The sequence below is a fragment of the bacterium genome (assembly GCA_035419245.1).
Lineage (GTDB): Bacteria > Zhuqueibacterota > Zhuqueibacteria > Residuimicrobiales > Residuimicrobiaceae > JAKPUX01.
This window is the reverse complement of record DAOLSP010000003.1, coordinates 92,958-104,242: the sequence shown is the minus strand read 5'-3', so window position 1 is coordinate 104,242 and position 11,285 is coordinate 92,958. Positions and strand designations below refer to the sequence as shown.

5 protein-coding genes are annotated in these 11,285 nt (G+C 60.0%); all 5 read right to left on the bottom strand.

Annotation, left to right across the window (positions count from 1 at the left end):
* Positions 1-42 precede the first annotated feature (42 nt).
* A complete protein-coding gene (eno, locus tag PLH32_06330) occupies positions 43-1,329 on the bottom strand; it encodes a phosphopyruvate hydratase (GenBank protein ID HQJ64213.1) in 1,287 nt (428 codons plus the stop codon).
* 134 nt (positions 1,330-1,463) lie between these two features.
* Complete coding sequence (locus tag PLH32_06325) at positions 1,464-2,939, bottom strand: DUF92 domain-containing protein (GenBank protein ID HQJ64212.1); 1,476 nt, start codon at positions 2,937-2,939, stop codon at positions 1,464-1,466.
* Between the two features lie 567 nt (positions 2,940-3,506).
* Entirely contained in the window at positions 3,507-4,481 is a 975-nt protein-coding gene (locus tag PLH32_06320) for a GDP-mannose 4,6-dehydratase (protein ID HQJ64211.1), read from the bottom strand.
* A gap of 18 nt (positions 4,482-4,499) precedes the next feature.
* The gene (locus tag PLH32_06315; GenBank protein HQJ64210.1) at positions 4,500-5,588 is read right to left on the bottom strand and encodes an MraY family glycosyltransferase; all 1,089 of its coding nucleotides are present in this window, start codon (positions 5,586-5,588) and stop codon (positions 4,500-4,502) included.
* Positions 5,589-5,721: 133 nt separating this feature from the next.
* A complete protein-coding gene (locus PLH32_06310) occupies positions 5,722-11,274 on the bottom strand; it encodes a C25 family cysteine peptidase (GenBank protein ID HQJ64209.1) in 5,553 nt (1,850 codons plus the stop codon).
* Positions 11,275-11,285: the final 11 nt, after the last annotated feature.

Genomic DNA, 11,285 nt, shown 5'->3' with positions numbered 1-11,285 from the left:
GCCCCTGCCGGCTGCGACGCCGGCAGGACATGGCTTCCGTGCTTACTTGCGTTTGATAACGCCGAGACCGGCATAGTGGCCCACTTCGCCGAGGTTTTCCTCGATGCGCAGGAGCTGGTTGTACTTGCAGATGCGGTCGGTACGGCAAGCGGAACCGGTCTTGATCTGGCCGGCGTTGGTGGCCACCACGACATCGGCGATGGTCGCATCCTCGGTCTCGCCCGAGCGGTGCGACACCACCGCAGTGTAGCTGGCGGTTTTAGCCATCTCGATGGCGTCCAGGGTCTCGGTCAGGGTGCCGATCTGATTGAGCTTGATCAGGATCGAGTTGCAGATGCCGAGTTCAATGCCACGCTGCAGGCGCTTGGTGTTGGTGACGAATAGATCGTCACCCATGATCTGGATCTTGGCGCCAAGCTTTTTGGTCATCAGCTTGAAACCATCCCAATCGTCTTCAGCCATACCGTCTTCGATCGAAACGATGGGGTACTTATTCACCAGATCGATATAATAGTCGACCATATCTTCGGAGCTCAGTTTCTTCTTTTCGGAGGCGAGGTTGTAGACCTTCTTGTCGGTAAGATAGAAGGAGCTGGCGGCCGGATCGAGCGCGATAAAGATCTCCTTACCCGCCTTGTAACCCGCCTTTTCGATCGCCTCCATGATCACTTGCAGGGCTTCTTCGTTGGACTTGAGATCGGGGGCGAAGCCGCCCTCGTCGCCGACTGCGGTATTGTAGCCCTTTTTCTTCAGCACCGACTTGAGGCTGTGAAAGGTCTCGACGCCCATGCGCAAGGCCTCACTAAAGGTCGGGGCGCCGGCCGGCATGATCATGAACTCCTGCAGGTCGACGTTGTTGTCGGCGTGCATGCCGCCGTTGAGAATGTTCATCATTGGCACCGGTAAGATCTTGGCATTGCTGCCGCCGATATATTGATAGAGGGGCAAGCCGAAGGCCTCGGCCGCGGCCTTGGCCGTGGCCAGGGAGACCGCCAGCGTGGCGTTGGCGCCCAGTTTGGCCTTGTTGGGGGTGCCGTCCAGCTCGATGAGGATCTTGTCGATGAGGGTCTGCTCGGTGGCGTCTTCGCCGATCACCTCGTCGGCGATGATATCGTTGACGTTCTTCACCGCCTGGAGCACGCCCTTGCCATTATAGCGGGCGGCATCGCCGTCACGCAGTTCGACCGCTTCATGTTCGCCGGTGGATGCGCCGGAGGGAACCGCAGCGCGTCCCAAGGCGCCGCCCTCGAGGGCCACATCCACTTCGATGGTGGGGTTGCCTCGGGAGTCGAGTATTTCACGTGCAAAGACATCGATAATGGTGGTCATGAATCCTCCTGAAGGGTGTATTCTCTATTGGTCAAAAACGAATTTCTCACGGGAGCATAGAGGAACAGAGATCAGGCTGTCCCCCCTCTTCTCTCTTTATGGCTTGGCGCCTCCGTGAGACCTGACTGTTTACCTCAATATAAAGCGTATACAACAAGAATTGCAAAAACCGCAGCGGCCATATTAACCCGGTCGTTATTCATCCAGCGCAAGCCGCCGGTGAAATCGGTTGCCTGGCCGCCGCAGTGGTGCCGTTTTTCAGTCTCCTTGTGACAGACCGGGCAGCGGAAACGCGCCTGCAGCGTCGCGCCGAGCAGGCTATCGAAGAGGCTGGCAGCGAGCCCGGCGCCGAAGAGGAGCAGAAACTCACGGCCGCCGAGGAGCGACGGCGAATGGTGCGGCGCGGCCAGCCAGCTCACACCTGCCAGCACCAGGCTACCCATCGCCGAACCCAACGTGCCGATCACCGAGATGCCGCCCGAGGTCCCGGCCGGAACCGGCTTGAAGCTGACGATCGAACGCGGATCGCGCTGCGAAAGGGTGCCGATCTCGGTGCCCCAGGTATCCGCGGTGGCCGCGGCCAGAGAGGCGGCAAAGAGGAGAAACCATACGGGATGGGGCCAGATGTAGCCGCAGACCAGCAGCAGGCCACCCAATCCACCGTTGGCAATCACCTGCCAGGCATCACGCGCCCCGCCCTTTTCGATCATCCCCGACAGGCGCTTCTTGCGCTCGCCCCCCAATTTGGAGAGCAGGCTGGAGAGGATGAAAAAGGTCAGGATCGGCACGGTGAAGGGCCAGCGGCCGATGCCGAAGACAACCGTGCCGAGCAGAAAGGTCGCCGTCGCACCGCTGGTCGAGAGGAACCGGAACCGGTACGAAAGCAGGGCCACGACCGCGGCCATGAAGACGCCGAGGGTAAAGACGGCGGCGTCGGCTTGGCTGTGGGTCAGCAGGTAATGCAACACCAGTGCGGATCCGAGGGGCACCGTCAGGTTATCCGAGCCCTGGTAGGAGAGGGCCTCGCAAACGGTGGCGATGGCTGCGGCCAGGAGACTGAACCAGGCCACTTCGCCGGCGGGGCGGCCGCCTAATGCGAGCGCCGCGGCGGTGATCGCCAGACTGGTGAAGAACATCGCCGCCGAACCCTCCAACGACTTCCTGTCGGGACCCACATGGTAGAGATGCGGATGGGAGAGGTTCTCCCCCACCAGGGCAGCGGCGGCATCACTGATGGAGAGGAGCAGCATGGCGGTGATCAGGATGAGGGTGTGGCTATGCCAGAGCAGCAGCGCCAGGACGACGAAGGAGAGGGGATAATAGACGGTTCCGTAGGTGCGGCGGTGTAGATCATGCATTCCCTTGAGCCAGCCCTTCTGCACCGAGATCCAGTTGATCACGGCGAAGACGAGGGCGACAGCGACAATGGGTCCGCGGTGGTTAAGAAAGAACGGGGAAAGGGCCACTAAAATTCCGGTGAGTATATGAATGAATTTGCGCGAAAACTCCTCGCTACCGTGGAATCTGCGACGCAGCAACTCGGAAGCGGCGAGGAGCAGTATCAGGCCACCTAGCAGAATGAGCAGATATATTAGATCCTGAGCGATCATATACTCCTGGATGAAAGGGTGCCGCAGCAGTACGGCCGTGGCCTGGCCTGATGCGAATATTTACAAAAATTACCGCAGAAAAGCAACGGTTATTTGCGGCACCGCCGCGAGGCGCGGTGGGGATAGGGGAGCGGCCTCAGGGGTATGCAGCCCGGCCGCCGCTTACTCACAAGTTATCCACATTCTTTTCACACCCCAGTTGTGTATAACCAGCCCGCCAAGGCCCTGAAATTCACGACCCCGGGGCGCTGAAATTATTTTACTTGCGACTTAGCTTGCTGCGGCCCCCTCCCCCGCGCCGGAGGATTGCTGAATCATATTCTATTATTTATATTATCTTTGAATCTAAGGCCGGGTGATCACGGGGAGCCGCCTCCGGCGCAGCGCCCGGGCTGCAGGCGCGGGTAACCAGCAGCAGCGAAGGGTCTAAAATTATTACAGTTTGGGTTTTGTCTAATTCATGGACATTTTGGCGCAAGTTATCCACATCTGTCCAGAAGAGGACCCACCCGGCGCGGTGGGAAAAAGCCGGAAACGCTTCCTCCGCCCGCACAGCGCCCTAATTCGTTATTCCTGGCTTTTATTGGCCAAAAAATGGTCAATTACGTGGCGCAAAGTCTCGTCCAACTGCACCCGGGGCTCATAACCGATGACGGATTTGATCTTGGTCAGGCTGGGCACGCGGATGCGCATGTCCTCAAATCCCTCTTCATAGGCCTTGGAGTACGGCACAAAGCTGATCTCCGATTTCGAACCGGTCATGGCAACGATCTTGCGGGCCAGTTCGACGATGCTGATCCCTTTGTCGTTGCCGACGTTAAAAACCTCGCCGACCGCGCGCGGCTCGTCCATCAGGTGCATAGCCGCCCAGACGACATCCGAGACATAGGTGAAACAGCGCACTTGCTCGCCGTCGCCATAGACCGTCAGCGGCTCGCCCGCCAGGGCCTGGCGCACCAGGCGCGGGATGACCATGCCATAGCGGCCGGTCTGGCGCGGCCCGACGGTATTGAAAAGCCGCATGATCACCGTCGGCACCCCCTTCTCCTTGTGATAGGCGAGGGCCAGAAACTCGTCGATCGCCTTGGAGCAGGAGTAGCTCCAGCGGCTCTTGGTGGTCGCGCCCAGCACCCGGTCGTCTTCTTCACTGAAGGGAATGCTCTCGCTCTTGCCATAGATCTCGGAGGTGGAAGTGATCAACACCTTGCGCAGGTAGCGCGCAGCGAGGCGCAGCACCACATGGGTGCCCAACACATTGCGCTCGATGGTCTCCACCGGGCTCTTGACGATCAGTTCGACACCCACAGCCGCGGCGAGATGAAAGATGACATCGCATTCACTCACGAGTCGGTCCATCACCGTCTCGTTGAGGATCGTCTCCACCGCGAGATGGAAGCGGGGATGTTGGCGCAAGTGCTCCACATTTTCCAGTTTGCCGGTGGAGAGGTCATCGATGACGCAAACCTCGTCACCGCGCGCCAGCAGTTGTTCAGCGAGATGGGATCCGATGAAGCCGGCGCCGCCGGTGATCAATGCTTTCATGATTACTCCTTGTTCTTCTTACGTTTTTCGTCCCGCCCGGATCAACAGGATCAGGATGACATAGACGAGGATGGTTTGCAGCAGCACCAAAACGCTGAGCTGCACGCTGATATAGGGCAGCAGCAGGGCGCTCATGCCGATGGCGACGGTGATCAGATGCACCAGGACCACCGCCTGATTACGGGTCAAGCCGAGCTTGAGCAGCCGGTGGGAGATATGGCATTGATCCCCTACATATACCGGACGATGCTCACGAATGCGGATGAGAATGACCGTGACCGCATCGAAGATGGGCACCCCGAGGACGAGGAGCGGGATGATCGCCGGGATCAGCGAGGCGCTGTCGGCGACCACATAGGAACTGGTCAGGCTGAGCGTCCCGAAGAGGTAGCCGATGAAAAGGCTGCCGGCATCGCCCATGAAGACCCGCGCCGGATGAAGGTTGTAGCGCAAGAAGCCCAGGCAGGCGCCGCAGAGAACCGCGAAGAGCAATGCGGAGAAGTATTGCCCCTGCTGGGCGGTGAGCCAGAAAAAGAGCGCCCCGCAGATCAGGGCGATGCCGGCTGAGAGGCCGTCCATGTTGTCGAGAAAGTTGAAGACATTGCTGATGGCGGCGATCCAGACCACCGAAAAGAGCGCATTCAACCAGGGGAAAGGGAGAAAGCTGCTGTGCGCCCCGCCGGCGACGGCGATGACGGCAGCGGCGATCTGCGCGGCAAATTTGATCGCAGGCGGAAAGGTGATCCCACGGATGTCATCGACCAGGCCGATCCCCACCAACAAAGTCGCCCCGGTCAGGATCAGCACCAGTTTATTCAGTACCGCCTCGAGCCGCGGTAGTTGACGGACGAGGAGCGGGAAATGGGTCGCCGCATAATCCGAATGACCGCTCCACCAGAGCAAGCCGAGGCCGAGCGCCAGCGCGGTGATGAAGGCGGCATAGATGCCTAATCCGCCCAGCAAGGGGGTGACGCGGGCATGGTCCTTGCGGCCGGAGGGATGATCCTGGATGTCCCAACGCACGGCCAAGGCCATGGCGAGCGGGACGAAGAGCAGGGCCAGCGTCAGCGCGCCGCCAAAGGCGGCGGCGAAAGTGAGCGTACGCAAATCCACCTCATGAATCGTAGCACCAGTGCCGGCTTCGGTCAGGCGGAGCGGGACACGCGCCTGCGCCGGCCGGCGGAATTATCATTAAATTTACGAAAAATTGATTAATTGTAAAAGAGAAACCTGCAGGGGCTCAGCGCATGACGATGCACTTCTCGATGACCTGGGTGCGGTCCTTGTCGCTGACGGCATCGATGCGGTATAGATAGACGCCGTTGGCGAGGGGGTCGCCGTCGTCGTCACGGCCGTCCCAGAAGAGCCGGTTGAAGCCGGCGCCGAGGCTGCCGCCCTCGAGGATGCGGATGAGGCGGCCGTTGACCGTGTAGATGCGGATGCGCACCTCGGCGGCCCGGGTCAGCTCGAAGGTGAAGTCAGTGCTCTCGCGCAGGGGATTGGGATAGTTCATCACCCGCTGCAGCTGGATGGAGGAGGCGACTCCGAACTCGGCGGAGGCGGAGGCGAGATTGCCGCTGCCGTCGGCGAAGAGGATCTCGAGGTGGTGCTCGCCCTCGCTCAGCTGCGGCGTGAATTTCAGCAGGGCGGCCGCCGTGGTATCGGGCGACGTCAGCAGCTGCAGGATCCGTCTGTCGCTGAAAGAGACGCGCTCGCCGTCGAGGAGGAGGTTGACCCGCAGGGTGTCGCCGGGAGTGAGCGGGCTGTCGTCGATCAGCCGCGCCAGGATGACCGGGCGCGCGCTGATCCAGTCCCCGGCGGCGATGGTCCGACCGTCGAAGGTGACCGCGATCTCGGGTTTGAGCGTATCGGCGACCACCTGGACGCGCGCGGTCAAGGTATTGTTAGATTCGGATAGTTCGTTGATGGCATTGTCGCCATCGACGCGGATGGTCAGCAGGCGGCTGCCCGGTTTGCCGCTGGGTGTATAGAGCTGATCGACGGTGACGTTCTGGTCGGCGGCTAGGGGTTTGGGCAGCATCACGTGGGAGAAGAGTTTTTCGCCGCTGCCCGGGGCGGTTTCGGTGAAGGTGAGGCTGACGCTGTCGGTGGTGGCGAGGCCGATATTGAAGACGCTGAATTTGATGACCACCGGCCGGCCGCTGAGCACCGAATCAGCCGAGAGGCTCAAAAAGGCCGGGCTGACCGCCAGGTCGGGGACCGGGTCGTGGAGCACCTGCCAGGCGCTGAGGCGCGGCGAGTGCTGCTGGTCGCGGCTGGAGAAACGGGCGGAGAGCTGGAGGTAGGGAAAGGCGTGGGCGCTGATCGCCGTGATATCATGGTCGTGGTTGGCGGCCAGGCCAGTGCGCAAGGTATCCCAGACGCTGCTGTTACGACGCTGCCCGAGCAGGCTCAGGGTGAGGTCGCCGGTCTGCGGCACCTCCGCCTCGGCCCGGACGGAGCGCCAGGCGGCGGCCGGACCGATGCGCGGCGAGGTCAGGGTGCCGGAAGGGGCAAGGCAGGAGAGGGTATCGCTGACCGCAGCCTCGCCGCCGCCCGAGGGACGCAGCAGTTCGCGGGCCGAACCGGGCTCCGCCCCCTTGACGCCGATCATCGCCCAGGAATCACGGAAGTGGACATTGCGGCACGCCAGGCTGCCAAGAGATTCAAAGGCGGCGATCAAGGCCGGGCTGCTAAAAGACCCCTCGTCTTTCACAGCAGTAAGCACATACATACCAGTTGGGACCGATGAAAGAAAAACGGCCATCTCTGCAACTGCTGCAGCATTGCCATACAGGTCGAATTTTCTGATGTCGCGGACGGTGATGGTCGCAGGATCCAGCACGACAACACTGTATCCGCGTCCGGGGGCAGCCACGATGTTTTCACCATTCAGATAGATGCCCGCAAAATTGCCATCATTGGCGCCTCCCGATGCGGCCAGCAGAAGGTATTGCAAGGTATCCAGAACAGCTTCCGGGATCAGATCAAGGTGCTGGCTGGTGGAACCCGAAAAGGCACGCACTTGCCGCCAGCCCCATTGGCTGGCGGGGTCGAGATAAAATTCTCCAAGGATGGGATGCTCGCTCTCGGTATCGGCCAGATCCCGGCAGCGCCAATGGTACACAAGCTGCGGAGTCAGGGGTTGAGGGCTCCATGATACAGCCATCTGATTCATAGTCAGACGGCCGGAAGTCTGAAGCATAGGGCTATGGAAAGCTTGGGAGGTATCGACGGCGAACTCGACGGATCGGGGTGCGGCATTCCGGTCCATCTCCCATACCTTGAATACGAGACGATCCCGGGGAATGAGCGCAAAAGGTGGCGGTGAATTCACCTGCAAGCGTCTCGAGGTCACGGTGATCGAGCGCTTCGCCAGGTTGTTCCCTTCGTCGCTTTCAGCAATTGCCGCCATAGGATCCACTTGTGCGATGAGTTCCACCGCGCCAGCCATATTGCGCAGCGGCCAGTTGCACGTGATGGAATCGATCCTGCCGATCGCCGGCCGTTTGGCCAAGGGCAGCAGAACCTGTTCACCTCCGTTGGATTGGCGTACCGTTAATCGCACCCCGATACTGTCGCGCGTAGCCAGGCCCCAGTTGTTAATACGCACGGTAATCTGCGCTGTGGAGTCAGCTTCGTTCGGGATTTCGGGCAGCACCTCGATGTCCCCTGGTTCGACGGCCAGATCAGGAGCAACGGGGAGGCCGAGCCGGAGCGCAGGATCACCCAGCAAATTGTACTGATAGATCATATTGGTGATCTGGGAGTTGTCGGCGCCTTCCTCCCATAGTTTTACCTTGGCCTTGTCGATGATCTCCGCGAGAGCGCGCAAGGTATCCGTAAGGGCAGCCGGAAAGAGCCTGGAAAGAAAAGTGTAATCTTCGTAGGAGTAGCCCCAGCCGGAAGTGCCCATAAAACCGATGGCGCCCTTATTCTCGACCATTAAAAAGTGTTCGCCGAAAGCCACCTGGTTCGGTTCGGCAAACCGGCCGGTATGGCAGGTCATCGAGGTGATGAAGGGATATTGCGGCCCGTTGCTCAGCGCCTCGATATCGGTATTATGAAACATCAAATCCCAGGTTTTGCTGCCGGCATGGCCGATAAAATTAACCCATACCACGCCGGCGTCGATGGTGTCGAGGATATCCTGGCGGTGCTCGCCCTCCTGCGTGCTGCTGGTGGTTTTATGGAGACTGGTTGCCAAGCCGCAGGTCGGGGCTGGCAGGATGAATGTCTTGATCAAGGCATCCGATTGCAGGCTGAACTGGTTTTGCTCGAGAAAGTCAAAACCACCGCTGATGAAGAGAAAGTTTTTCTTCCACTGGGCGGAGGGAGCGGCTTCATAGGCGATAATCTTGGAAATGCAAGCCTCGGCCTCCTCGGTTGTCTGGGCCGGGATGCGCCCGACACGCAGATCAGGCAGAATATCTCCCTTCCCGTCCAGGCAGGCCAGCCAGCTGTCACTGACCGGATTGCCATACGTAGGTACATATTCCGTGGGGTGCGCCAGGCCATAGAGGTTTTTGGGATCCCAGCTGGCATCACCCAGCAGCAGCACATAACCTGGCGCGGGTTTTCTCCAGTTCTCCCGCGCATGACGTAAAAACGTCCGAATAGCCTGGGGATCCGCCAGCCCATGATTGAATTCATCAAAAATCTGATCCACCAGCGCTACCCGTATGCGCCAGCTGTTGTGTGCTGCTCTGTAAGCCGCCAACCGCTCTGCTGCCACCTTGAATGCCGGGTGGGTGATGATGAGGTAATCGGCACCTTCACCGCCGCCGATGAGATCGGCTGAGCGATGCCAGGCGATCCGGCAAGGTGAGCGGACGCCGGTGTCGGTGAAAAACGCGATTTCATTGCCAGCGTCTGCAGGCAAGGCCAAGCGGGCACTGAAAGTGGCACTGCCGCTTCTGTAGGCCATGATCGTATCGATCACCGCCGGACCGCTGCCGCTCTTGCGCCAGACTTCCGAGACGGATCCGACGGGGGCTCCCTTGCGGCCGATGATCGCCCAGCAATCCCGGTAGCCGACACTGCGCGTTCGCGCGCTGCCGAGGCTCTCAAGGGCGAGATGAGCGCTCTCGGTCATATTGACACTGCCATCGTCGCTGATCGCTCCGGCAACCACGGCACCGGCCGGTAGGCGCTGAACCCAGGCGGCCATACTGTCCGCTTGTGTCCGGGAACCGTAGGTATCGAAATTTTTCTTCTCCAGCAACAGGCCCGTCTGGGGATCGATGCGCCAGAAATTATGACCGCGGGTGCCCGATGATACCTCCACCCCATCGCGGAGCAGCTTCGCCTGTTTGCCATCCACCATCCCGGCAGAACGAACAGTCAGATGTTCCTGCCAGGCCCGGCCGGGCTGTATCAGGTGATAACGGCGTTGCCGGCTGAGATCCCATGCGATCAGTGTAGAATCCACGAATCCGGTGGCGGTGACCGTTACCGCCTTGGCAGAGAGTGGTTTCAGAAGCAGCCGGTCTCCTGTCGCAACGGGCAGGCGCTGATACCCAATCTCGAACCAATCCACATAGATTTGCGAGCGCTCGGAGGGTGTATCCGCAAGGAGCCTGATCTTGAGGATATTAACGCCAGAATGGAAGCGCGTGGCCGCTACGCGGAAGGCAAGATGCAGTTCGGTACGGTCCTCAAACCAGGTTTCATGAATCATGGCATCATTAATCAGAAGCTGGATATGATGATCCGGGGAGTGCGCATCGAGCGTCGTGCCGCGCACCCGCATTCTTAACAGCAGGGAATCCTGGCTGCCCGCAGGATTGAAAAGTTCGAAGGGCAGGTCAGCGGAGCCGCCCTTGTTGAGCAGCACCCAGACCCAGCCTTCTCCAGGTACTTGTTCGCTGTTGTGGATGTCGTTATCCGAATCACCTGCGTAGTAATAGAGATCCTTTTCAAAATGCAGCGTATCGGGGAACGCCTCCAGCGCGCTTCCCGAGAGGGTTGCCGTTGTCTCATTAAAACGCGCTCCGCCAGCACCATCCCAGGTCAGCCAATACACATTGGTATCGGAATAAGCATCGAAGAATTCCTCCTCGCCATGGCGGAACCGGCCATAGAAAAGGATACGATCTGTTGGATCGAAGCGGCCGTCTTCACCGCCAGCGATCTGGATCGGCTGTTCTATCCCCTTATTGAAGAGCCGTAATTTTTCCGGATTCAGGCTGCCGGGCGAGATCCCGGCCGCTTCGAGGGCTGATGCTGTAATCTGATACGGCCCCTCATCGACCAGAAAGATTTTCAGGCATGAGGCGGGGAGCGATTCCGGTGCAGCTGCGGGGCGCAATAAAACCGGCTGTGGTTGCAGGATATTCACCCGGAGGCGGGCATACTGCAGCAGACGCAGAGCCTGCTGGTGTGGCTTGTACTGCACTGGAAAGAGTGAAATTCTTAGAATCCGCCGATCGCGCGCCTGGCCGATCGTGTTTTCGCAAAGCATAGCGGGTATATCACCGGGAAGGAATTGCGGTGGCGGGAATGCGTAGATCCAGCCGCCGGTTGCCGGATCGAGCGCAGGCGCGGGACAGAGCGGCTGCGTCAGGGTTCTGAAGGTGAAGAGGGTGTCCACCAGGCTGATTTCAGCCGTCTGGCCCGGCAGGAGATCGAGAGCAAGGACAGCCATTGGCAGCAGGGGTTCTCCGGGAACCGACCTGAGCAGGCCAGCCGAGGAATCAGGCCGCAGGCAAGTCCGGCCATCAATGACCACCGTCTGCCAGTTCCAAGCGGGCGCTTGCCACTCATAGATCCGTTCGTTGGCGGAGCTGCTCACGAGGGATATCC

Excerpts from the sequence above, each read along its gene's own strand:
- eno (HQJ64213.1), bottom strand. The coding sequence starts at position 1,329 with ATGACCACCATTATCGATGTCTTTGCACGTGAAATACTCGACTCCCGA.
- PLH32_06320 (HQJ64211.1), bottom strand. The coding sequence starts at position 4,481 with ATGAAAGCATTGATCACCGGCGGCGCCGGCTTCATCGGATCCCATCTC.
- PLH32_06325 (HQJ64212.1), bottom strand. The coding sequence starts at position 2,939 with ATGATCGCTCAGGATCTAATATATCTGCTCATTCTGCTAGGTGGCCTG.